This window comes from Phenylobacterium sp. (assembly GCF_035276905.1).
Lineage (GTDB): Bacteria > Pseudomonadota > Alphaproteobacteria > Caulobacterales > Caulobacteraceae > Phenylobacterium.
This window is the reverse complement of sequence record NZ_DATELG010000395.1, coordinates 13438-35066: the sequence shown is the minus strand read 5'-3', so window position 1 is coordinate 35066 and position 21629 is coordinate 13438. Positions and strand designations below refer to the sequence as shown.

Below are 21629 nucleotides of genomic sequence, written 5' to 3'. Positions count from 1 at the left end.
CGACATGACCGTGTCCGCTCCGCAGTTCGATATCGTGATCCGCGGCGGCGTCGTGATCGACGGCACGGGCGCGGCGGGGTTCGCGGCGGACGTCGCGGTCAAGGACGGGACGATCGCCGCCGTCGGCGAGATCGAGGGCCGGGGGCGCGAGGAGATCGACGCCGCCGGCCGGCTGGTCACCCCCGGCTTCATCGACATTCACTCCCACTACGACGGGCAGGTGACGTGGGAGCCGCGCCTGCAGCCATCGTCCTACCATGGCGTGACCACCGTTCTCATGGGCAACTGCGGCGTCGGCTTCGCGCCGTGCCGGCCTCAGGACCGCGATCTGCTAATGCGCCTTATGGAAGGCGTGGAGGACATCCCACAGGTCGTCATGTCCGAAGGCCTGCCCTGGAACTGGGAGAGCTTTCCCGAATACCTCGACAGCCTCGAGGGCCGGCGGTTCGACATGGATGTCTGCGCCCAGCTGCCGCACGCGGCGCTGCGGGTCTATGTCATGGGGGAGCGCGGCGCCCGGGGCGAGCCGGCCACGCCGGACGACGTCGCGCGCATGCGCGCGTTGGCCGCCGAGGCGATCGGGGCGGGCGCTTTCGGCTTCACCACCTCGCAGTCGATCACGCATCGGACGAAGTCCGGCGAGCCCATTCCCACCCGTAACGCCACCTCGGAGGAACTCGTCGGCATCGCGCTGGGGTTGAAGGACGCCGGCGGCGGCCTGCTCGAATATGTCGGCGCCCTCGATGCGCCGGCGATGCGGATGCTGTGGGCGATGATGGAGGCGTCGGGCCGGCCGCTCTCGTTCAGCCTCGTGCAGGCGCCCGCCAATCGCGACACCTGGCGAGACTCGCTTGCGGACCTCGAACGGGCGAAGGCCGCCGGGCATCAAATGCGGGCCCAGGTCTGTGGCCGGCCGGTGGGCATATTCCTCGGCCTCGAGCTGACGATGAATCCGTTCAGCCTTCACCGCGCCTACCGCGCGATCCAGGACCTGCCTCTCGCCGAGCGGGTTTCACGGCTTTCGGATCCGGTCTTTCGGCGGCCGCTTTTGGCGGACGAGCCGGGAACGGACGAAGTCTTCGACCGCGCCTCGCTGCTGGATTTCAACAACATGTTTCCGGTCGCTCCGATCCCCGACTATGAGCCGCGCGACGAGGACTCGATCGCCGCCCTGGCGCGGCGCCGGAGAGTCAGCCCGCAGGAAGCCGCGCTCGATCACATGCTGAGCGATGGCGGACGCGGCCTCATCTACGTGCCCTTCCTCAACTATTTCGATCGAGACCTGGAAGCGGCGCGTGAAATGCTGGAGCATCCGCTCTGCCTTCCCGGATTGGGCGACGGGGGCGCCCACGTCGGCCTCATCTCCGACGGCAGTCTGACCACGTCCAATCTGACCCTGTGGACGCGCGACCGCGTGCGCGGCCCGAAGTTGGACATCGCTCAGATCATCCGCCTGCAGACGTCCGAATGCGCGCGCTGGATTGGTCTGGGCGACCGCGGGCGCGTGGCCGCCGGGCTGCGCGCCGACCTCAACGTCATCGACTACGACGGGCTGACGCTTCGCGCGCCGGAAGTGCGCAATGATCTCCCGGGCGGTGGCCGCCGATTGGTGCAGCGCGCCGACGGCTACGTTCTGACCATGGTCGCCGGGCAGGTCACGTACCGGCACGGCCAACCGACGCAGTCGCTTCCAGGCCGGCTCGTACGCAGCCCGGCCGCGAAGGGTTTTAGGGAAGGAGCACGGCAATGCCTTCATTGACGATGTACCGGGACAAGTCCGGGAATTCGCCGAAGCCGATTTCGGCGGCGGAGTGGAATCTTCGCCTGGACCTCGCCGCCGCCTACCGGGCCGCGGCGCTGTTCGGCTGGGACGACATGATCGGCACCCACTTCACCGCCCGGGTCCCTGGCGCCGATGATGAGCCCGAGGCGTTCCTGATCAACCCCTACGGGCAGATGTTCGAGGAGATCACCGCATCCTCGCTGGTCAAGGTCGACACCGAGGGGAACATCCTGTCCGACACCGACTGGCCGGTGAACAAGGCGGGCTTCGTGGTGCACAGCGCGGTGCACCGGGTCCGTCACGACGCGGGCTGCGTGATGCACCTTCACACGAAGGACGGGGTCGCGGTTTCGGCGCTCGAGGACGGGCTGCTTCCGCTCAACCAGACCGCCCTCATCGTCCGCGGCAAGATCGGGGTGCACGAATACGAAGGCCCGGCGGTAAGTCTCGAGGAGCGCGAGCGGATGGCCGCGGCGCTTGGCGACCGGGACCTCATGTTCCTGCGCAACCACGGGACGATGGCGGTCGGCGCGACAGTCGCCGAAGCATTCCAGAAGATGTACCTGCTCGAATGCGCCTGCACCTATCAGGTCCGCACCTTGGCGATGGGCCTGCCCTGGCACAGGCCAGACCAGAAGGTGATCGACGAGACTGACGCGAATTACGGCCACCGCGACCCGCACATCGAGCACTACGTCCGCGACCTGTTCTGGCCGGCGCTGCTCAGGAAGCTGGACCGCGTCTGTCCCGACTACAAGCAATGAGCCGCGGCCGGATCGTCGATTCCCAGATCCACATCTGGGCGGCGGACCGGCCCGACCGGCCCTGGCCCGCGGCGGGTTGGGATGGGAAGGCCCGGCACGTCCATCGCGAGGTTCCGCTCGGCGCCGAAGAGGTGCTCGCGGCGATGGACGACGCGGGGGTTGCGCGCGCCATCCTGGTTCCGCCGTCGTGGGAGGGCTACTACAACGACGTGGTCCTCGCCGCGGCGCGGGCCTGTCCGGGGCGCTTCGCGGCGATGGGCCGTTTCGCCCCGGAAACGCCGGTGGAGGCGCTCCGCACGTGGCGCGAGGAGCCCGGCCTGCTGGGCGTCCGTCTCATCGTGCCGCCGGGCGCCGCGCTCGCCGCCGTCGATCACAGCTTCTGGTCCACCGCGGCGGAACTCGACGTTCCCCTGATGCTGCACCCGGTCGGGCAGAACGCCTTGGTCGCGGCGATCGCCGAGCGTCATCCCGGCCTGCGCCTGGCGTTGGACCACATGGGGACCGGGTTGGTCGGCGAGGGACTGGACGAGTTCGCGCAGGAAGACGAGGTCCTGGCGCTCGCCGCGCGGCCGAACATCTGCGTCAAGCTTTCGGCGATGCCGTGCCATAGCCGGCGTCCCGGCCGGCCCTGGGCGGACATGACCCCCCGGCTGCGTCGACTGGTGGACGCGTTCGGACCGCAGCGATGTTTCTGGGGGTCGGACCTCAGCCGCCTGCCTTGCGCCTACAAGGACCTCGTCGATCACTTCACGCAAGACCTGACCTGGTTGTCGGGCGAGGACCTGCGGCTGGTCATGGGCGAGGCTATCCTTCGCTGGCTGCGCTGGGATTGAGCGGGAGCAGAAAGAAGCATGAGCACCGTAGCCCGAAACCTCGACGGCAGGGTCGCGATCATCACCGGCGGCGCGGGGGCCATCGGTTCGGCGACGGCCGAGCGCCTCGCGCAGGCGGGTGCGCGGGTCGCCGTCGCCGACATTCATGGCGACAAGGCGGCTGCGACGGCGCAACGGCTTTGCGCCCTGGGTCTCGACGCCAGGCCGTTCACCCTGGACATTGGCGATGAAGCCCAGATCGTCCGCTTCGTCGCCCTCGTCGCCGAGACGTTCGGCGGCGTCGACATCCTGCACAACAATGCGCACTTCAATCACGAATTCTCCAGGGGTGCGGACGGGACCTTGCTGCAGATGACTACCGAGCTCTGGGACAAGAGTTTCGCCGTCAACGTGCGCGGGGCCATGCTGCTTTCGCGCGAGGCCGTGCCGCATATGCTCAAGCGCGGTGGCGGCGCGATCGTCAACACCTCGTCCGGCGCATCGGAGGTTCCCTCCGTCGACGCCCGCACGGCCTACGGTCCCTCCAAAGGGGCGCTGGAGTCGCTGACGCGCTATGTCGCCGCGCAATACGGTGCGCAGAACATCCGCTGCAACGCCATCCTCCCCGGCGCGGTGCTGACGCCGGGCATGCAAACGACGTTTACGCAGTCTCAGCTGGACGCGATGGTGGGCCGTACCATGCTGCAGCGGATCACGATGCCGGCGGACATCGCCGCGGGCGTGCACTTCCTGGCCTCGGACGATGCCCGCCAGATCACCGGCCAGTTGATCCGCATAGACGCCGGACGGCTATGATCCGAAGGTGCGCCCGGACCCCGACAGGGTTCAGGTTGGCTCCCCTTGGGAGGTAAGACTGCTGCGTTCACCGGACCACTCGCCGCCAGCGCCGAGGTGAGCGATGCCGCGCGCGGCCGTGGCGATCCATTCGTCCAGGATCTTCACGATCGAATCGCGGCTAACCAGGATCCGCTCTCGCGGTCCCGCCACGCCGATCGCCATGGGTTCCAGGCCGGGCGCGCGCGGCAGCACCTTGGCGATCACATGGAAGTCGCGTGGTCCGCCGAACGCCGGATCGGTCTCCGCCGAGCCCGCCTGACGTACCTCCTCGAGCGCGGCCAGCAGCCGCATCTCGTCGACGACAAAACGCGGGGCCGTGGCCTCGGCGTTGTTCCTGCGGATGATCGCCCGGGCGCTCGCCTTCGGCAGCTCGCTTAGCAGAACCTGGCCGACGGCGCTCAACGACAGCGGCTGCAGGGAATTGCGTCGCGCGAAGAACTGGACGGCGCGGTCGGCGTAGAGGGTGTAGACGAACTGGACTTGATGGCCCTGGCGCCGGCCCAGGATGATCGTCTCCTGCAGCGCATCGCGCAGCTTCTCGAGTTCGTGCGTCAGCGGGCCCGGCAGCCCGTGCTCCACCCAATCGCCAAGCTTGGCGACGCGCAACGTCGGCCGGAACCGCCGGTCGGATGGCAAATACTCCAGATACCCCAAAGCGGCGAGCGAGCGCATGAGTATCGAGGTGCTGGACTGCGGGAGGTCAAGCGCCTTTTCGACCTCCGACACTGTTGCGGGCCGCCGGATGACCGCAAAATACTCAAGGATATCGAGCACACGTCGTGCGGATTTGACGATGGTAAGCGACATTCTCCGGCGTCCATCCCTCCCACGCCGCGCGAGCGCAGGTCAGGGCTTCCGCATCGGCTGGGGGAGCTTATCATCGGCCGTGCTTTGAGAAATCATGTATGTGGTTCGCCGCGGCGCGCAGCCGATGCGATACATTCGCCCATGGATTGCATCAGGTCGGACGATGAGGCTGCGTCTGCGCTTTCGCAGGACGCAGCGGGGCGTTGGGGGGCCCTGGCGGGACTGCGAGTCCTCGACCTGACCCAGGCGCTGGCCGGACCGTTCTGCACCCAGATGCTGGCCGACCAGGGCGCCGATGTCGTCAAGGTCGAGCCGCCGGTGACGGGCGACCTCGGCCGGACGACCGGCGCCTATCACGCGGCGGACACGGAACACGTCAATTCCGGCTACTTCCACAGCATCAACCGCAACAAGAAGAGCATCGTCGTCGATCTGAAGACCCCCGAGGGGCGTGATCTTCTGCTCGAGCTCGTTCCTCAGTTCGACGTCATCGTCGAGAACTTCCGGGCCGGCGTGATGGATCGGTTCGGGCTGAGCTATGAGGTGCTCCGGGAGCGCAACCCGCGGCTAGTCTACGCCGCCATCCGCGGGTTCGGCGACCCGCGCAGCGGCCGCAGCCCCTATTCCGACTGGCCCGCTTTCGACGTGGTGGCCCAGGCGATGGGCGGCATCAGCGGGATCACCGGCCCGGGGCCGGATCAGCCGTTGAAGATCGGCCCCGGCGTCGGCGACATCATTCCGGCGCTGTTCCTGGCGGTGGGAGTCCTGTCCGCCGTCATCAGCGCCCGCGCCACGGGGCGGGGCCAGTTTGTCGATGTCGCCATGGTCGACGCGATCCTCGCCACGAGCGAGCGCATCGTACAGCAGTGGTCGTTCGGCAAGCAGAACCCGGGCCCTGAGGGCAATTACCACCCCCTGATGTCGCCGTTCGGCCTCTACCCGGCGAAGGACGGCCATGTGGCGATCGCGACCGTGTCGCAGGACTTTTTTCGCGCCTTTTGCATCGCCCTCGATGCGCCGGAACTGCCCGAGCAGGCGGAGTTCAGCTCCCAGAAGGCGCGCTCCGTCTGCGGCCGGCGCCTCGACCATATCGTGTCCGAACTCACCCGCCGCTTCACCCGCGCGGAGCTGAAGGAACGCCTTGGCGGCCTGATACCATTCGGGCCGGTCTATACGATCGCCGACATCGTCGCAGATCCCCACTTCGCGGCGCGGGAAATGCTGGCGCCGATCCAGGTCCCGGGCATCCCCGAGGAGCTCTATATCGCCGGCGTGCCGATCAAGATGTCGGAGACCCCCGGCGGCGTCCACGCCCGCGGGCCCCGGCAAGGCGAACACACCGACGAGGTGCTCGCCGCGGCCGGCTTCACCGAAGGCCAGATCGCCGCGCTCAGGCGCAAGGGTGCGATCCGCTGAAGGCAGGCCAGGAACGCCCGTGACGCAGCCGCCGTCGTCGCCGGCGTATATAGCTGACCGCGAATACCGAAATTGCGTGAGGATCGTGGATGTCCAAGGTGATCGTCATTACCGGCGCAGGCTCCGGATTTGGCCGGGCCCTCGCGCGGCGCTTCGCGGCTGACGGCGACGAGGTCGTGCTGCTCGGGCGCACCCTCTGCAAGCTGCAGGCGGTGGCGAGCGAACTGGGCGGTCGCGCCGTCGCCCACGCCTGCGACGTCGGCTCGCCCGCCTCGGTGCGGGCGGCGTTCGCCGCGATCGCCGAGCGGCGCCCGCAGATCGACGTGCTGGTCAACAATGCGGCGATCTTCACGCCGTCCGCGGTCGCCGAGGCCAGCGACGAGCACATCCTTGAGCTCATCGCCACCAATCTGACGGGAGCCATGTTGTGCACGCGCGCGGCGTTGAAGATGATGCGCCGCGGCGGCCACATCATCAGCGTCAGCAGCGAGTCCGTGGACGTGCCGTTCCCGCACCTGGCGGTCTATCAGTCGACCAAGGCCGGCCTGGAGCGGTTCACGCTGACGCTCCACCGCGAGCTGCAGCCGCTTGGGATCCGCGCCACCGTCCTGCGGGCCGGTCAAATGCAGGAAGAGGACCCGGCGGAGCGGTCGATGACGCTGGCCGGCGATCCGAAGGCTTGGGCCAGTTTCATGGAAGCTTCCAAGGACTATGGCCTTAACCTCGCCGGGCGGCCGAGCACCTCCTATGAATCCGCGGCCGGACTCGTGCGGGCGCTCGTCGATCTTCCGGCCGACATGAGCATCCAGACCGTACTGATGGACGCCCGCGCCACGACCTAGCGTGCTGGATCTGAAGTTCGCTTGCATCTGGGTCGGGCGCCGGAGCGAACTTCACAGGCGCATGCGAACTTCGGATTCGGGACGCTAGCGGGGGGCGTCGGTTACGCAGGAACCGCGATGACCTTGCTCTCGAGGTATTCCTCGATGCCCTCGCGACCCCATTCGCGGCCGACCCCGCTGCTCTTGAAGCCGCCGAAGGGCAGGTCAGGTCCCACGGCCATGGCGCCGTTGACCCCGACCGAGCCGGTCCGCACGGCGCGGGCGATGCGAAGCGCGCGGGCCTTGTCGCCGGATGCGACGTGTCCGGCGAGGCCGTACTCCGACTGGTTGGCGATCCGGATCGCGTCGTCGTCGTCTTCGAACGGGATGACCACGAGCACCGGCCCAAAGATCTCCTCCTGGGCGATACGCATGTCGTTCGACACATCGACGAAGCACGTCGGCTCGACGAAGAATCCGCCGCCCTTGTCCGGGCGCGCATGGCCGCCGGCGAGCAGTCGGGCGCCTTCCTTCTGGCCGAGCTCGATATAGCCCAGCACCCGATCCATCTGCTTCTTGGAAATCACCGGGCCCATCACCTGTGAGGGCGCCTCGGGGTCGCCCCAGTGGTCGCTGAAGCTCTGATAGGCCTGCTCGAGGGCGGCGATCGCCTCGGCGTAGCGGCTGCGCGGCACAAGAAGGCGGGTCGCGATCGCGCAGCCCTGGCCGGCGTGGAAACAGACGATCGAGCTCGCCACGGTCTGGGCGAAGTTCGGAGCGTCGTCCAGGATGATGTTCGCCGATTTGCCGCCGAGCTCCAGAAAGAGCCGCTTCAACGTCGAGGCGCCCTTTTCCATGATCCGCTTGCCGACGGCGGTCGACCCGGTGAAGGTGATCAGATCGACCCGTGGGTCGAGGGTCAGCATCTCGCCCAGCATCGCCGGATCCGCGCCGGTGACCACATTGAAGACGCCCGGCGGGAAGCCCGCCTCATGGGCCAGCTCGCCCAGGATCGCCGCCGCGCTCGGCGTATCCGGCGCCGGCTTCAGGATCACGGTGCAGCCGGCGAGCAATCCTGAGATGACCTTGGCGACATTGATGTAGAGCGGGACGTTCCAGGGCGTGATCGCCGCGGCCACGCCCACCGGCTCATGGACCACGAGCCGCTGGGAGCGCACCCCGTAGGCTTCGGCCGTGCCGCGGTCCTCTTCCCAGGTGACGGTCGGGAAAAGCTCGATCAGCGCGTCCAGGCCCGAGAGCGCCCCGTCGACCTGCACGCTGAAGATCGCGCCCATGGCCGCCCCGACCTCAAGGCGCGCAATGTCCACGAGCCGCTCGCGATTGGCGTAGAGCAGGTCCCGCAGCCTGGTCACGCACTGCAGCCGCAGGTCGCGGTTGGAGGCCCAGTCCGTCGTGTCGAACGCCCGCCGAGCGGCGGCGATCGCCTCGTTCATGTCCTCCGCCGAGGCGTCGGCCGCAAGGGTGGTGATCTCGCCGGTCCAGGGCCCGACGACCTCAAAGGTCCTGTCGCCCGCCGCACGGCGCAGCTTGCCGTCGATGTAGAGCTTGGCTTCCGGCAACTTCGTCACGTCGATACCTCTTCGTACTGGAGATCCGGGACCTGGTTTGGCGGTCCCAGGCGGAGCGTCAGGCGTGGGCGCCTGCGCGGCAGGGAAGGCTGGCGAAGCCGCGCACGTTCGTCAGCACCTTGCGAGCGCCCCGTTCGGGGAAGACCTCGTATTGCGGGAAGCGGGACAGCAGCTCCTCGAGCCCCACGCGGATCTCGAGCCGCGCCAGGTGGATGCCCAGGCAGCGGTGGATCCCGTAGCCGAAGTAGATCGCCACCACGTCGTTGTCGCGCGTCACGTCGAAGGCGTCCGGATTCTCGAACCGCCGCTCGTCGCGCGTGGCGGCGCCGGTGAGCAGCATGGTCTTGACGCCTTTCGGGATCATCACCCCATGGACCTCGACATCGCGCGTGGTGATCCGTCCCTGCAGCTGGGAGGGTGGCTCGTAGCGGAGGATCTCCTCGACGGCGTTGGGGATCAGCGCACGATCGCCGAGCAGCTTGGCCCGCTGATCGGGGAACAGTTGCAGCGCGGTCGCGCCGTTCGGGATCGCCTTGGCGACGGTCTCGTGACCAGCGAGCGCCAGTTCCATGAAACGCGCCGCCATCTCCTCGTCGGTGAGGCGGCGGACCACGCCCTGGTCGTCCTCCAGCTCCGCGTTCATCATCAAGGTGATGACGTCATTGTCGCGCGGATGGGCGCGACGATGGCGGATGAGCTCCATATAGGTGTCGTGCGCCGCCGCCTGCGCCTGCATGAGCTTCGCCGGATCGACGTCGCCGCGCAGGAGCGTGATGTTCGCGAAGTTGTGGATGTCGCGGCGGAATTCCTCGGGAATGCCGATGAGCTCGCTGATCACCGTCAGCGGTAGCTCCACGGCGAAGTCGTTGACGAAGTCGAACTCGTCGTTCGCCGCCGCCTTCTCGAGCAGATCCACACAGAGGCCGCGAACGAACGACTCCATGTTGTTCATCCGGTCGCGCGTGAAGACCTTGGTCACCAGCGCCTTGTGGAACCGATGCTCCGGATTGTCCTTCGTGATGAGCAGCATCTGGTCCTCCATCTTCTCGATGGTCGGACCGCTGGAGCTTGAGAAGGTGTCGTGATCCTGGTGCGCTGCGACCACGTCCGCATAGCGGGAGAGGGCGTAGAAATCCAAGCCTTCGTGATAGAACACCGGCGCTTCGTCTCGCAGCTGCCTGTACAGCGGATACGGATTGTTCGCGAATTCGATGGAGTACGGATCGAAATCGATCATGATCTTGCTTTCATCCTGTATCGGATCGGACAGCATCATGCCGGCGTCATGCTGGCCAGGAGGCCGCTGAGATCGATCTGGCCGGTCGTGACGCCGCCGGTGAAGCCGCCGTCGACGGGGAAGGGCACGCCGTTGACATAGGTCGCCAGTTCGCTATTGAGGAACACCATTGGTCCGGCCTGCTCGGCGGGGGTGGCGAAGCGGTCGATCGGCTTGGCGGCGGCGTCGATCACCGCCTTGGGAGCGGCCTTCTCGAAGTCGGGCATCATCGGCGTCTGGGTCGGGCCGGGCAGGGTGCAGTTGATCCGGACGCCGCGCTTGATCAGCGAGGCGCCGCTCATCATCGTCCAGATGATCAGGGTCTCCTTGGAGAAGGTGTAGCTGTCGTCGATAAGATGCTGGTTGGCCTCGCACCATTTCAGGCCCGTTTCGAAGTCGGGGGTGGCGGCGAGCTCCTTGTGCGTCGCCATGCGCGCGTGCCAGCCGCCGCCGGCGGTCGAGGCGATGCTGGCGATCGCCGAACCCTGCGGCATCAGCGGGACGATCGCCTCGGTCAGCTTGCGCAGGCCGAGGAAGTTGACCTTCATGACGTCCAGCACCGGGAAGACGTTGGGCAGGCCCGCGCAGTTGAACAGGGCGTCGACCCGTCCGCCGATCTTCGCCACGCCTGCGTCGATCGAGTCCGGCTCCCGCAGGTCCACCTTGGCGAAGGACGCCAGCGGCAGGGCGCAGTCCTTATAGTCCAGGCCGTGCACCTCGGCGCCGAGATCCAGCAGCATGCGCGCGGTGGCTTCGCCCATGCCCGAGAAGCAGCCCGTCACGACCACCCGCTTGTTCTTGTATCCCAGAATATCCGACATCAGCATCCCCTTCGGCCCCCGCGCGGGAGCAGCCTCGTTTCCGTGGAGGTCTTCTCAAGCGGGTGTCTTGCAACACCACAGCGCCCGCCCCGCCGCCGAGCTGGCGACAGGGCGCCCGCGGCCGATCAGAACGGCAGGTTGTAGAGCTCCGCAGCATTGCGCTCGAGCACACGCTTCTTCACCTCGTAGTCGTACCCGCCGAGGGTGTCGACGATGTGCTCCTGGACGCCCGGGTAGAGCGACGTCGGATGCGGGAAATCCGTCTCGAACATCACATTGTTGACCCCGATGGTCTCCAGCAGTTGCTTCGGCGCGATCTTCTCGAACCAGTAGGTCACCTTGAAGTGGTCGCGGAAATACTCCCACGGGCGCCGGGTGAGGTTCTTCGACATGCGCGGCAGCATCTCGCGGAACTGGTGCTCCATCGCCTCGACCGCGAACGGAACCCAGCCCATGCCGCTCTCGATCAGGCCGATCTTCAGCTTCGGGAACTGGTCCAGCCGGCCGCTCACCATCCAGTTGCCGAGCGTCGCGGCGTTGCCGATGGAGTACATGGTGGCGATGACCGAAAGGGTCTGTTCGAACTCGAAGCCCTTCCAGGTCAGTCCGCTCGGGTCGATCGCGGCGTTCAGGTGGAAGTTCAGCGGCGCGCCGCGGTCGTTGCACAGCTCCAGCAGCGCGGTCCAGTAGTCGTCGAGGAACGAGGGAAGGCCCAGTCGCTCGGGCGTGTCCGGCAGCACGATCCCCTTCAGGCCCATGTCGAGGACGCGGCGCGCCTCGGCCTCCATGGCGGCCTTATCCCAGATCGGCAGATGGGCCATGGTGAAGATGCGCTGGCCGGACTCTTCCTGCCGTTCCAACGACGCGTCGTTGTAGAGCTTGAGGATGGTGACCGCCAGGTCGTTGTCGCCCAGCGACATCAGCGAGCCGGCCTGGGTCACGCCGGAGTTCTGGAAGCAGATCTGGGCGTAGACGCCCATGTCGTCCATCGCCTGGAGGCGCGACTTCACCTGGTAGGCGCCGGGGTGTCCTTCCTCGATCGTGGGGAAAGACAGCCGGCCAAGCAGCTTGTTGTTGTCCGCGCGGATGACGTTGCCGCCGAGCGAGCCGAAATCGCGGTCGCAGACGATCCAACGGTCGACGCCGTTGATCCGCTTAATCTGGGGAACGCGATCCTTGTACTTGGCTGGCGCGTTCTTGGTGAAAAGATCCGGGTATTCCAGGATGTGCGTGTCGGTGTCGACGATCTTGATGCCCTGCAGCGACGGATGGAGACCGCCCGACTGCGACGCATAGTCGACCTCCCGGATCACGCCGCCCGGAGAATAGCCCGCTTCCATCCAATAGCTGCGGGCGTCTTGCGAAATGTCAGGCTTGTCGTCAGCCATGATGCGTTCCTCCTTGAATTCAATGCCTGCTACGGCCCGGTCGGTGGAATGGGTTCGGGGGCGAACTGCGGGATGATGGAACCGTCGGCGCGTGCCTCGAACACCGCCACGACCGGATCACCGATCGAGATCGAAGCCCCGCTGGCGACCGGATTGCCCATGATCAGCGGACCTTCCTCGAGTTCCACCAGGAGCACCGCATAGGGCGTCGGGCGGTCGTCCCAGTAGCGTTGGTGGAAGGTGACCATCGAGGCCACCTGTCCGCGGCCGCTCGCCTCGCGCCAGCGCTGTTCGCCCGACAGGCATTGGGGGCACACCGCCGTCGGCGGGAAATGGCGATGGCCGCATGCGGCGCATTCCTGCAGCATGAGGTGACGTCCGCGCGCGCCTTCCCAGAAGGCCTCCATCAACGGATCGGGGGCGGAACCGTACGACATCTCAACAATCCCCCGCCGTATAGATGATCGAGCGGCTGCAAGGCGTCCCCTGAACGTATTGCACGACCTTGCAGTCGGCGATCTGGCGGGCGCCGGCTTCGCCGCGGATCTGGCGGACGGCCTCGACGTTCAGGGCCCAGCCTTGGAGATAGGAATTCGACAGGTGGCCGCCGTCCGTATTGACGGGGATCAAGCCGCCCAGCGAGATTGCGCCGCTCTCGACGAAGGGGCCGCTTTCGCCGCGTTCGCAAAAGCCCAGCCCCTCAAGGGCGAAGAGCACGGCCGGACTGAAGTTGTCGTAGACCATCAGGGCGTCGACATCTTCGCGCTTGACGCCGGCGACGTCGTAGGACTGCTGGCCGGCGTGGCGCACGTGGTCGTAGAAGCAGTCGTGGTCGTAGCCGAGGATCGCCGAGGTCGCGAGGCCGTCATAACCGCCGTGGCCGGCGATCACGACCGGCGACTTTCGCAGGTCCGCCGCCCGCTCGCGGGCGGTGAGGATCAGACAGACCGCCCCGTCGTTGATCAGGCAATAGTCGAACAGCCGTAACGGGGCCACGATCGGCCGCGAGGCCTCGTGGTCATCGAGGGTGATCGGCTTGCGCATGACCGCGTCGGGGTTCAGGCAGGCGTGGTTGCGGATCGCGACGGGCACGGCGCCGAGCTGGCGCGTGGTGGTCCCGTAAAGATGCATATGGCGCTGGAACATCATGGCGTAGGCCGCGCCGGGCGAGGTGTATCCCCAGCGATCCCAGACGCTCGGAATCTCATCGCCGCCATAGCGGACGCGCCGGGAGCGGCCGATGTTCGCGTAAAGCATGGCGATCGTGCTCGCCTGGCCGGTGGCGATCGCCGCGGCGGCCTCCAAGATGCCCATGCCCGACATCCGGCCATGGGGCGGGAACTGCATGGTCCAGCGGGGATTGAGCCCCAGCGTCTCGCCCATGCGGGTGTATTCGGGGATGCGGCAGATCGCCAGGCCATCGACGTCAGCCTTGCGCAGCCCGCTGTCCTCGAGCGCCCGGGTGAAGGCTTCCGCGGCCAGGGAGTATTCGTCGCGGTCGGGAAAGGCGCCATAGGCGGTGTGGCCGACGCCGACCACGGCGACCTTGCCTTTCATCGCCCAGCATCTCCACGCTGGGCGAGCGGGGCCCGACGATCCTGGCTCGCCAGCCGGGTCATTGGGCGTACCGCTCGGGCACCGGGAATTTGAAGAGACGCGCGGCGTTGAGGCCGAGCACCTTCGCCCGGGTCTCGTCGCTCAGGCCGCCCATCTGCCGCTCGATCGCCGCCGCCGAGTGCGGGAAGGTGCCCTCGTGGTGCGGATAGTCGTTGGCCCAGCAGAAGTTGTCGGCAAGGCCATAGGCCTCCAGCAGCAGCAGCCCCGCGTGGTCCTCTTCGAACGTCGCCGCGCCGTGGGCGCGGAAATAATCGCTGGGCAGCCCGTGCTGCAGCTTCGGGCGCACCCACATGTGATGCTTCCGATAGGTCTCGTCCATCAGGTCCAGAAGCGCCGGGATCCAGCCCACGCCGGCCTCGACGGAAACAAAGCGGAGCTTGGTGAAGCGGTCGAGGATCCCCGAGGCGCAGAAGGCCACGATCGGATCCGTCACCGACTGGTGCGACTGGGCGCGGTTGATCAGCGCCCCGCCCATTCCCCGCGCGGTCCGGGGATCGCCGCCGGTCGCGACGTGGAAGGTCATCGTCAGGTCATGGTCCTGGACGGCCGCCCAGAGCGGATCGAATTCCTTGTGGTTGTACTTCCGCTCTCGGTCGCCGGGCGTCGGCGAGGTCGGCATTGTGATCACATTGAAGCCGAGCTTCGCTACCTGCCCGATCTCCGCGACCGCCAGGTCCACGTCGCCGGTGGCGACGCAGGCGGCCATCTGCATGCGATGGCGGTGAGGGCGGGTGATCTCGGCCGCCCATTCGTTGTAGATCCGGAACTGGGCCTGGGCGAAATGCGGATCCGGCGTCCAGAAGGCGCCAATCGCCGGGCCGTTGGGGAAGATCAGCTCGGCGTCGACGCCGTCCTTGTCCAGGTCGGACATGCGGCGCTCGACATCAGCCGCCGGGTCCTCGCCGATGAGGTCGGCGTGCGCGCGATAGGCGTCCTCGCCCTCCAGCTGAGAGTCGATGATCCGGCTTGGCCGGGCGCCCTCGATATGCAACATGCGGCCGCCGTCGGGCGTGACTTCCACGCGCGGGAGGCGATCTCGGTACTCCGGCGCGATGCGGCTGCTGACCAGAGTCTTCGGCGGCGTGATGTGAGTGTCCGCCGACACCATGAAATACTTGTTCCTAGAGTCGACGCGAGCCGACCGCGGCCAGCCTTGACTACCAGGAGACTGCGCGCGCCAACCGTTATTCTGATCGGCGACCAGTCCTTCGAGCGTGGTCATTGGGATCTCCCTTCGGCCACTCTTATATTCGAAGGCTCGGCGCGTTTTCAGCCCGTACGGGGCCGCGGGCGGCAGATATCACATATCTCATGCTCCCTAGGGCGCAGCGCCCGCCATGGAGCCCGCTGCGGCCGAAGGCCCCGCGATATCGCATATATGATTTGTTTGGCGCGCCGCATGACGGCCGCTGACACATGAGGTCCGCTGGCTAACTCTTCGCGATCACGACTGAACAAAAAACGGCGGGAGGAATGAAGAGGCCGCCGTCGATCCAGTGCGCCGACGGGTCGCCGCCTGCAGTTTCCGCCTTTCCGGCGGAAGGGCGTCACGAGACCGTCGCACGCGCGCCCCGAGCGCCGCAGGCAAACATCGGACGGACCAGACAACATGCCTCAACACGCCAGACAGATGACCGACAGGGCCGCGCCAACGTCGGCGGAAGAGCCAGCGCCCACGACCGTGGTCGCCCTCGTGATGCTCATCTTCACCATAGCTGCGTGCGGCGGCTACATCGCCCTCAACGTCGTCGCGGGGAGCCAGGAGTCCTACGCCGGGTTCTTCTTTCTGCTCTTTTGGGGCGGGCTGCAGAAATCAGATCTGCGGCTCTTGCCCGGTACAGTGATGGGGAGTTTCGCCGGCCTCGCGTTGGGCCTTCTCATGCACCAGCTTCAACAGCGGTTCGGCGACCCCGGCCTGGTGGGCTTTCTGGCCGTCCTCTTGACGGTGCTGTTCCTGTATTTCCGGCAGAAGCTGCGGCTTGTGCTCAATGAAGCGACCATGCTGATGATGACGCTCTCCACCGTCCTGCACGTTCAAGCCCATGCGAGTTTCCAGGGCTTGTTCATCAGTCTCGCCATCGCCGTGGTCTTCTTCGGCGCGATCCTGTGGGCCGTGGTGCGGCTTCGCCCGCCGGCTCCGCAACCGGCGCCGGCCGCCTGACGGCGCCCGCGTCCACGGACTGACTTCGGGATCGAACAGGCACGGAGGTTGGCACGACCATGAAAGCCGCATTGCTTCATGAGGCCGGGGCGCCCCTGTCGCTCGAGACGGTCGAACTCGACGGGCCGCGGGCCGGCGAGATCAGAGTGCGCATCGCCGCCAGCGGTCTTTGCCACAGCGACTACCACCTGATGACCGGCGACCTTCACGCGCCCGTTCCGGCGATCCTGGGTCATGAAGCGGCAGGCTTCATCGAGGCGGTGGGCGAAGATGTGCCCGGCCTCTCGGTCGGCGATTTCGTCGTGACCTGCTATGCCGCCTACTGCGGCGAATGCGGCGACTGCCAGACCGGCCACAATCACCGCTGCGACCACAAGCCGACCGGGGCGCGTCAGCCGATCGGCTCGCGCATTACCTGGAAGGGTCGTCCCGTCTGGCAAGCGGCCGACATCGGCGGCTTCGCCGAGGAGATGGTGGTGCATCACCGTTCGGCGGTGAAACTGCCGAAGGCCGTGCCGCCGCCGGCGGCGGCCCTGCTCGGCTGCGGCGTGCTGACGGGCGCCGGCGCGGCGATCAATGGCGCGAAGGTGCGGCCGGGCTCCAGCGTCGCCGTGATCGGCTGCGGCGGCGTGGGCCTGAACGTCATCCAGGGCGCACGGATCGCCGGCGCCGAGCAGATCATCGCCGTCGACCTCAGCCCGGCCAAGCTGGAGATGGCGAAGGCGTTCGGCGCGACCGCAGGGGTGCTGGGCGGCCCCGACGCGGTGGGCGAAGTGCTCGAACTGGCCCGGGGGGGCGTGGACTACGCCTTCGAGGTCATCGGGCTGCCCGCGGCGATGCGCGAGGCCTTCATGATGCTGCGCAAGCATGGGACGGCGGTGATCATCGGCATGCCGAAAGTCGGGGCGGAAATGAGCTTTCCGGTCCTGGACCTGCTCTACAAGGATCTGAGGATCATCGCCTCGGGCATGGGGGACGCACCATTCCAGCTCTTCGTCCCCCAACTCGCCAACTGGTACCTGGCCGGAAAGCTCAAGCTCGACGAGCTCGTGTCGCGGCAGATTGGGCTGGGCGAGATCGACGACGCCTACAAGAGCATGATGACCGGCGCGATCGCACGCAGCGTCATCGTCTTCTGAATCCAGTTTCGCCGACCACCAGGGCTTGACGGCTGGCCGTCTAGAGCATTCGCTGCGCCGAACCGGCGTCCACTTCGGCGGCGAATGGTCTAGCCGAAGACTTCCTCGAAAAGCGCGATCATCTCCTTCCAGGAGCGCGCTTCAGCCTTGGGGTCGTACCGAAACGTCTCTGGCATGTTCATCTGGTCGATCGTTGGATTTGTGAAGGAGTGATAGACGCCGCCGTAGAGGTGCATGCGGAAATCGACCCCGGCCGCACGCATGTCTTCTTCGAACGCCGTGCGCATCTCCAGCGGGATCATCGGATCGTTCGCCCCGAGGCAGAGGAGGACCTTGCCGGTGATGTTCCGACTACGCTCAGGGATCGGCGGAACCGCGCCCCCGTGGAAACCGACCGAGGCGGCGAGCGGCGCCCCGCCGCGCGCGATCTCGACCGCGACGTTGCCACCGAAGCAGTAGCCCATCGCCGCGATCTTGCTCGGGTCGACCTGCGCATGCGCCGTCAGGGCCGCGATCCCGGCGGCGCCGCGCTTGCCCGTCAGATCGGGCGCCGCGACCAGCTCGGTCGCCAGCCGGATCGCCTCGTCCCGGTCTTCGATATAGCGGCCGCCGCCGTAAACATCGCAGGCGATGGCGGCGAAGCCCTGTTCGGCCAACCGGCGCGCCCCGCCGTGGGCGACGTCGTCGAGGCCGCGCGCGTCGGAGAACACGAGCACCCCCGGCCGTCGGCCAGCCTTCGCCTCATCCACATAGTAGGTGCTGAGCATTTCGACGCCGTCGACACTGTAGGACAGGGGCTCTGCCTTGACCGCCATGAACCTTCTCCTTGCTGGGCGAGCCGGGTCCCGGAAGACCGGTGCGAGCGTCATTATGTTTCGCCTTTTCCCGCCGCGCACCCGCGCGCCGGGCGAAGCCCCCTGCCGCGGGCGAATTATTGCATGGATGATTTCTGCGTCCTCCCCGCGGGTCTCCTCTGGGCAAGCTCGCCGTTTTGAGGGACCTCGAAATGGGCCCGTTTGATCGGATGGCGCAGCGGCAGTGACGCTCCTTCGATTATGAAATGGAGGGCGAGGAAATGGAATTGACTGACGATCAGAAGGTGACGCTCTTCGAAAACCTCGTGCGCGTAAGAGAACTCGACGAGTGGTTCATCAACGCCCTGATGACGGGGAAGCTGGCGCTCTTCTATCACAGCACCCAGGTCCAGGAGGCGGTCGGCGTCGGCGGCTGCACCTTCCTGGAGGAGGGCGATTGCGTCTACGCCACGCACCGAGGGCACGGGATCAGCAAGCTCATCCCGAGGGGCGTCAGCATCGAATCCATCATCGCCGAGCACTACGGCAAGCTCACCGGAAATAGCGGCGGCGCCTCCGGCTGGCACCCGGTGGCGCCGGAGAAGGGCTTTCCCATGTACACCGCCCTCATCGCCGAGAATCTTGGCCTGGCGTGCGGGACCGCGATGGCGGCCAAGCTGGACGGGAAGCGACGCGTGGTCGTCGCGTTCGAGGGCGACTCCGCGGCCGCCAAGGCGGAGTTCCACGAGGCGGTCAACTTCGCTGCCGCCAACCGGCTTCCGCTCATCGTCGTGATCGAGAACAACGAAATGGGGCAGCACACGCCGCTCAGCACCTACCTCGTCAACAAGGACATCGCCAAGTTCGCGCCCGGCTACGGCATCCCCGGGGTCATTGTCGACGGGCAGGACGTCATCGCCGTGCACGAGGCGGTGCAGGAGGCGGTGCGGCGGGCGCGAGCGGGCGAGGGGCCGAGCCTCATTGAGTGCAAGACCTATCGCCTGCGCGGCCACTCCGAGGGAGGTCCCGATGTTTCCATGGACCAGCCGCGGTCCAAGGATGAGGCCGACAAATGGCTTCGGGAGAAGGATCCGATCAAGTTGTTCGGCGCCAAGCTGCTCGCCGAGGAGATCCTCACCCAAGCCGACATCGACGAAATTCATCAGGCGGCCAGGGAAGAGATCGAGGAAGCGGTGAAGCTGGCCGCCGAAGGCCCGGTGATCCCAAGTTTCGAGCATCTGCAATCGTTGCTCTTTGCCGAATAATTAAAGAACGATTTCGAGAGACGCCGCCATGAAACCGCAAGAGCGCTCGATGCTTCAGGTCATGAACGAGACCATCAGGGAAGAGATGGCTCGGGATGACAAGGTCATCTATATGGGCGAGTGCGTGGTCGGCAGCGCCATGGGCATGACGACCGGGCTCTACCAGCAGTTCGGGCCCAACCGCGTGATCGAGACAGGCCTCGTGGAGAACACCATGGTGGCCGCGGGCATCGGCCTGGCCCAGCAAGGCTACCGGCCCATCATCGACCCGATGATGGCGGACTTTCTGACCCCCGCCTACGCGGCGATGACGCTCGCCGGGAAGAACCGCTTCATGCACGGCGGCAAGATCGACCTCCCGATGGTGATCCTCACCACCATGGGCGGCTATCTCGGCCTGGGAGCGGAACACTCCGGGTGCCCGGAATCGCAGGTGATGCACATCCCGGGCATAAAGCTCGTCGTCCCAAGCAGCATCGTCGACGCGCGAGGCCTGCTGAAGACGGCCATCCGCGACAATAATCCGGTCTGCTACTACTTCCATAAGCGGCTCATGCGCGAAAAGGGTCCGGTGACCATGGACGAAGACGGCGCCATTCCCTTCGGCGTCGCGGACATCAAGCGGGCCGGGACCGATGTGACGGTCGTGGCGACCGGCTACATGGTCTCTCTCTGCCAGAACGTGGCCGCCAAGCTGGCGGAAAAGGGGATCAGCGTCGAGATCGTCGACCCCAGGACGCTCGTTCCGCTGGACATAGAGACGATCATTCAGTCCGTGAAGAAGACCTCGCGCGCGGTTGTCGTGGACGAGGACTACATCACCTGCGGCGTGGGCGGCGAGATCGCCATGCAGATCATGGAAAGGGCGTTCGATTATCTGGACGGGCCGGTCAAACGGATCGGCGCCAAGGGCTGGGTGCCGGCCACCGGAGTCGAGAAATACGTCCTGCCGCAGCCGCAGGAGATCGCCGACGCGATCACCTCTCTGGTGCGGGCGGATCGCGTTGTGGTCGACGCGGGCATCGGCAAGATGAGTCTCTACAAGACGGATTAGACGTTTCGGGCCTTAAAGGAGCTTCGGGAATGGTGGAACAGCTTATCGTTCCTAAACTTGGCATGGCCGCGGCTGTCGTGACGCTGGTCGAATGGAAAGCCAGGGAAGGCGCCCGAGTCGAAAAGGGCGACGCTGTTCTGGACGTCGAGGCGGAGAAGTCCACTTTCGAGATGTCGGCGCCGAGCTCGGGCTTCCTGCACATCCTTTTTTTGGAGGGCGTGGAGGCGGACGTCAGCACCGTCGTCGGCCTGATCGCGGAGACCGAGGAGGAGTACGCGGCCATCAAGGCGGGCGGCGCGGCCGACGCGGCCTCGAGCGAAGCGGTTGAAGACGCCGCCGCGACACGCGCGGCGGCTGCGGATGAGCCGCAGGGGCGGGCGCAGGTCTCGATCTCCCCCGTCGCGCGTCGCATGGCGGCCGAGGCCGGCCTGGACATCACCAAGATCGCCGGCACCGGGCCGGGCGGCAGGATCCAAAAGGAAGACATCGAAAGGGAGATCGGCGCCGGCGGCGCCGGAGCATCCCAAGGCGCCGAGGGCGGCGCCGACGCAGGGAGGACCGTCAAGGAGACCATTCCCTATCGAGGGATGCGCAAGACCATTGGCGAGAACATGAGGCGCAGCCTCGCAACGAACGCGCCCAATACGATGTCGGGCGACTTCGACCTGACCATCATGTCGCGCCTGAGGGAAAGCTACCTGCGGCAGGAAGACGTTCTGGGCGTCCGGATCACCTACGCCGAGATGCTGATCCATGCGGTGGCCAAGGCCCTGAGCCAGTTCCCCCTGATGAATTCCAGCCTGATCGAGAACGAGATCAAGGTTTGGCAGGAGATCAATGTCGGCATGGCCGTGGCCCTCGGCGACGAGGGCGAGAAGGGCCTGGTCGTGCCCGTGATCCGGAACGCCGACCAGAAGTCCCTGGTGGAGATCTCGAAGACGGCGAAGACCCTCGGCGAGAAAGCCCGCGCCGAGAAGCTGATGCCGGAGGAGATGTCCGGCGGCACCTTCACGGTCAGCAATTTCGGCTCCGTCGGCGTGAGCTCCTACTCGACCCCGATCATCAACATGCCTGAGGTCGGCATCCTGGGCGTGGGCCGCCTGGTGAAGAAGCCGATTGTCAGGAACGATGAAATCGTCATCGCCCCGATGCTCCCCTACAGCCTGACGCACGACCATCGGGTGATCGACGGGGCGGCCGCGGAGCGGTTCCTCACCCTCTTGAAGGATGCGGTCGAGCGCCCCGATTTCGCGGTCTAGCGGCT

Annotated in this window: 20 protein-coding genes; 11 read left to right on the top strand and 9 right to left on the bottom strand. The window is 66.6% G+C overall.

Annotation, left to right across the window (positions count from 1 at the left end; genetic code table 11):
• Positions 1-4: 4 nt before the first annotated feature.
• The 4 genes from VJS38_RS19080 to VJS38_RS19065 are packed head-to-tail and all read left to right on the top strand — an operon-like array spanning position 5 to position 4175.
• Positions 5-1759: an N-acyl-D-amino-acid deacylase family protein gene (locus VJS38_RS19080; RefSeq protein ID WP_324089732.1), complete on the top strand. Its 1755-nt coding sequence runs from the start codon at positions 5-7 to the stop codon at positions 1757-1759.
• On the top strand, positions 1747-2547 hold the full coding sequence (locus VJS38_RS19075; RefSeq protein ID WP_324089731.1) for a class II aldolase/adducin family protein: 801 nt from the start codon (positions 1747-1749) through the stop codon (positions 2545-2547). Before VJS38_RS19080 ends, VJS38_RS19075 begins: the two co-directional genes overlap by 13 nt.
• Positions 2544-3380, top strand: a complete 837-nt coding sequence (locus VJS38_RS19070; RefSeq protein ID WP_324089730.1) for an amidohydrolase family protein — start codon at positions 2544-2546, stop codon at positions 3378-3380. Before VJS38_RS19075 ends, VJS38_RS19070 begins: the two co-directional genes overlap by 4 nt.
• An 18-nt stretch (positions 3381-3398) precedes the next feature.
• Positions 3399-4175 (top strand): SDR family oxidoreductase, encoded by a 777-nt coding sequence (locus VJS38_RS19065; RefSeq protein ID WP_324089729.1) that lies wholly within the window; start codon positions 3399-3401, stop codon positions 4173-4175.
• 30 nt (positions 4176-4205) lie between these two features.
• On the opposite strand, the gene VJS38_RS19060 is transcribed toward VJS38_RS19065, so the two are convergent.
• A complete protein-coding gene (locus VJS38_RS19060) occupies positions 4206-5024 on the bottom strand; it encodes an IclR family transcriptional regulator (RefSeq protein WP_324089728.1) in 819 nt (272 codons plus the stop codon).
• A gap of 141 nt (positions 5025-5165) precedes the next feature.
• Here VJS38_RS19060 and VJS38_RS19055 point away from each other — a divergent pair, with 141 nt between their 5' ends.
• Complete coding sequence (locus VJS38_RS19055) at positions 5166-6440, top strand: CoA transferase (RefSeq protein WP_324089727.1); 1275 nt, start codon at positions 5166-5168, stop codon at positions 6438-6440.
• An 89-nt stretch (positions 6441-6529) separates the two neighbouring features.
• On the top strand, positions 6530-7282 hold the full coding sequence (locus VJS38_RS19050; RefSeq protein WP_324089726.1) for an SDR family oxidoreductase: 753 nt from the start codon (positions 6530-6532) through the stop codon (positions 7280-7282).
• A gap of 101 nt (positions 7283-7383) precedes the next feature.
• On the opposite strand, the gene VJS38_RS19045 is transcribed toward VJS38_RS19050, so the two are convergent.
• The 7 genes from VJS38_RS19045 to VJS38_RS19015 form a co-directional block, all read right to left on the bottom strand.
• Positions 7384-8850 (bottom strand): aldehyde dehydrogenase family protein, encoded by a 1467-nt coding sequence (locus VJS38_RS19045; protein ID WP_324089725.1) that lies wholly within the window; start codon positions 8848-8850, stop codon positions 7384-7386.
• 58 nt (positions 8851-8908) lie between these two features.
• Positions 8909-10087 carry a cytochrome P450 gene (locus VJS38_RS19040; RefSeq protein ID WP_324089724.1) on the bottom strand — a complete coding sequence of 393 codons (1179 nt, stop codon included), beginning with the start codon at positions 10085-10087 and terminating at the stop codon, positions 8909-8911.
• A gap of 35 nt (positions 10088-10122) precedes the next feature.
• Positions 10123-10947: a coniferyl-alcohol dehydrogenase gene (locus VJS38_RS19035; RefSeq protein ID WP_324089723.1), complete on the bottom strand. Its 825-nt coding sequence runs from the start codon at positions 10945-10947 to the stop codon at positions 10123-10125.
• Between the two features lie 125 nt (positions 10948-11072).
• Positions 11073-12335 (bottom strand): amidohydrolase family protein, encoded by a 1263-nt coding sequence (locus tag VJS38_RS19030; protein ID WP_324089722.1) that lies wholly within the window; start codon positions 12333-12335, stop codon positions 11073-11075.
• Between the two features lie 29 nt (positions 12336-12364).
• Entirely contained in the window at positions 12365-12772 is a 408-nt protein-coding gene (locus VJS38_RS19025; RefSeq protein WP_324089721.1) for a Zn-ribbon domain-containing OB-fold protein, read from the bottom strand.
• A 1-nt stretch (position 12773) separates the two neighbouring features.
• Entirely contained in the window at positions 12774-13892 is a 1119-nt protein-coding gene (locus tag VJS38_RS19020; RefSeq protein ID WP_324089720.1) for a thiolase family protein, read from the bottom strand.
• 58 nt (positions 13893-13950) lie between these two features.
• A complete protein-coding gene (locus VJS38_RS19015; RefSeq protein WP_324089719.1) occupies positions 13951-15060 on the bottom strand; it encodes an amidohydrolase family protein in 1110 nt (369 codons plus the stop codon).
• 522 nt (positions 15061-15582) lie between these two features.
• Here VJS38_RS19015 and VJS38_RS19010 point away from each other — a divergent pair.
• Together VJS38_RS19010 and VJS38_RS19005 are read left to right on the top strand one after the other, a co-directional pair.
• Positions 15583-16113 (top strand): hypothetical protein, encoded by a 531-nt coding sequence (locus VJS38_RS19010; protein ID WP_324089718.1) that lies wholly within the window; start codon positions 15583-15585, stop codon positions 16111-16113.
• A gap of 59 nt (positions 16114-16172) precedes the next feature.
• Positions 16173-17252 carry a Zn-dependent alcohol dehydrogenase gene (locus tag VJS38_RS19005; protein WP_324089717.1) on the top strand — a complete coding sequence of 360 codons (1080 nt, stop codon included), beginning with the start codon at positions 16173-16175 and terminating at the stop codon, positions 17250-17252.
• An 89-nt stretch (positions 17253-17341) separates the two neighbouring features.
• On the opposite strand, the gene VJS38_RS19000 is transcribed toward VJS38_RS19005, so the two are convergent.
• Positions 17342-18067 carry a dienelactone hydrolase family protein gene (locus tag VJS38_RS19000; protein ID WP_324089716.1) on the bottom strand — a complete coding sequence of 242 codons (726 nt, stop codon included), beginning with the start codon at positions 18065-18067 and terminating at the stop codon, positions 17342-17344.
• 266 nt (positions 18068-18333) lie between these two features.
• On the opposite strand from VJS38_RS19000, the gene VJS38_RS18995 reads away from it, so the two are divergent.
• Genes VJS38_RS18995 through VJS38_RS18985 form a run of 3 tightly spaced genes read left to right on the top strand, consistent with a single transcriptional unit; the run spans position 18334 to position 21624 of the window.
• Complete coding sequence (locus VJS38_RS18995; protein WP_324089715.1) at positions 18334-19311, top strand: thiamine pyrophosphate-dependent dehydrogenase E1 component subunit alpha; 978 nt, start codon at positions 18334-18336, stop codon at positions 19309-19311.
• Positions 19312-19339: 28 nt separating this feature from the next.
• A complete protein-coding gene (locus tag VJS38_RS18990; protein WP_324089714.1) occupies positions 19340-20365 on the top strand; it encodes an alpha-ketoacid dehydrogenase subunit beta in 1026 nt (341 codons plus the stop codon).
• 29 nt (positions 20366-20394) lie between these two features.
• Positions 20395-21624, top strand: coding sequence for a dihydrolipoamide acetyltransferase family protein (locus tag VJS38_RS18985; protein ID WP_324089713.1), 1230 nt, complete (start codon positions 20395-20397; stop codon positions 21622-21624).
• The last annotated feature ends 5 nt before the right edge of the window (positions 21625-21629 follow it).

Bases quoted from the DNA above. Each gene is read 5' to 3' on its own strand.
- VJS38_RS19080 (WP_324089732.1), top strand. From the start codon at position 5: ATGACCGTGTCCGCTCCGCAGTTCGATATCGTGATCCGCGGCGGCGTC.
- VJS38_RS19075 (WP_324089731.1), top strand. From the start codon at position 1,747: ATGCCTTCATTGACGATGTACCGGGACAAGTCCGGGAATTCGCCGAAG.
- VJS38_RS19070 (WP_324089730.1), top strand. From the start codon at position 2,544: ATGAGCCGCGGCCGGATCGTCGATTCCCAGATCCACATCTGGGCGGCG.
- VJS38_RS19065 (WP_324089729.1), top strand. From the start codon at position 3,399: ATGAGCACCGTAGCCCGAAACCTCGACGGCAGGGTCGCGATCATCACC.
- VJS38_RS19060 (WP_324089728.1), bottom strand. From the start codon at position 5,024: ATGTCGCTTACCATCGTCAAATCCGCACGACGTGTGCTCGATATCCTT.
- VJS38_RS19055 (WP_324089727.1), top strand. From the start codon at position 5,166: ATGGATTGCATCAGGTCGGACGATGAGGCTGCGTCTGCGCTTTCGCAG.
- VJS38_RS19050 (WP_324089726.1), top strand. From the start codon at position 6,530: ATGTCCAAGGTGATCGTCATTACCGGCGCAGGCTCCGGATTTGGCCGG.
- VJS38_RS19040 (WP_324089724.1), bottom strand. From the start codon at position 10,087: ATGATCGATTTCGATCCGTACTCCATCGAATTCGCGAACAATCCGTAT.
- VJS38_RS19035 (WP_324089723.1), bottom strand. From the start codon at position 10,947: ATGTCGGATATTCTGGGATACAAGAACAAGCGGGTGGTCGTGACGGGC.
- VJS38_RS19030 (WP_324089722.1), bottom strand. From the start codon at position 12,335: ATGGCTGACGACAAGCCTGACATTTCGCAAGACGCCCGCAGCTATTGG.
- VJS38_RS19025 (WP_324089721.1), bottom strand. From the start codon at position 12,772: ATGTCGTACGGTTCCGCCCCCGATCCGTTGATGGAGGCCTTCTGGGAA.
- VJS38_RS19020 (WP_324089720.1), bottom strand. From the start codon at position 13,892: ATGAAAGGCAAGGTCGCCGTGGTCGGCGTCGGCCACACCGCCTATGGC.
- VJS38_RS19015 (WP_324089719.1), bottom strand. From the start codon at position 15,060: ATGGTGTCGGCGGACACTCACATCACGCCGCCGAAGACTCTGGTCAGC.
- VJS38_RS19010 (WP_324089718.1), top strand. From the start codon at position 15,583: ATGACCGACAGGGCCGCGCCAACGTCGGCGGAAGAGCCAGCGCCCACG.
- VJS38_RS19005 (WP_324089717.1), top strand. From the start codon at position 16,173: ATGAAAGCCGCATTGCTTCATGAGGCCGGGGCGCCCCTGTCGCTCGAG.
- VJS38_RS19000 (WP_324089716.1), bottom strand. From the start codon at position 18,067: ATGGCGGTCAAGGCAGAGCCCCTGTCCTACAGTGTCGACGGCGTCGAA.
- VJS38_RS18990 (WP_324089714.1), top strand. From the start codon at position 19,340: ATGAAACCGCAAGAGCGCTCGATGCTTCAGGTCATGAACGAGACCATC.
- VJS38_RS18985 (WP_324089713.1), top strand. From the start codon at position 20,395: ATGGTGGAACAGCTTATCGTTCCTAAACTTGGCATGGCCGCGGCTGTC.